This is a genomic window from Streptomyces xiaopingdaonensis, assembly GCF_000262345.1.
In the GTDB taxonomy this organism is placed as follows: Bacteria; Actinomycetota; Actinomycetes; order Streptomycetales; family Streptomycetaceae; genus Streptomyces; species Streptomyces xiaopingdaonensis.
The window spans coordinates 1-233 of the sequence record NZ_AJTQ01000368.1; the positions used below are offsets into that span (position 1 = coordinate 1).

Consider the following 233-nt stretch of genomic DNA (forward strand, 5'->3'; position numbering starts at 1 on the left):
AGTCCGGCGGCGACTGGTCCATCAACACCGGCAACGGCTACTACGGCGGCCTCCAGTTCTCCCAGTCCAGCTGGGCAGCAGCAGGCGGCACCCAGTACGCCGAACGCGCCGACCTCGCCACCAAGGAACAGCAGATAGCCGCCGCCGAAAAGCTCCTCGAACTCCAAGGCCCCGGCGCATGGGCCTGCGCAGGCGCCGGCAACCTCACCGCCGACGGACCCTCCCCCGACGTG

1 protein-coding gene is annotated in these 233 nt (G+C 70.0%); it reads left to right on the forward strand.

The window, feature by feature from the left end; all coding sequences use genetic code 11:
• A partial coding sequence (locus UWG_RS0128210) for a transglycosylase family protein (protein ID WP_016910549.1) occupies positions 1–233 on the forward strand: 233 nt, incomplete at both ends.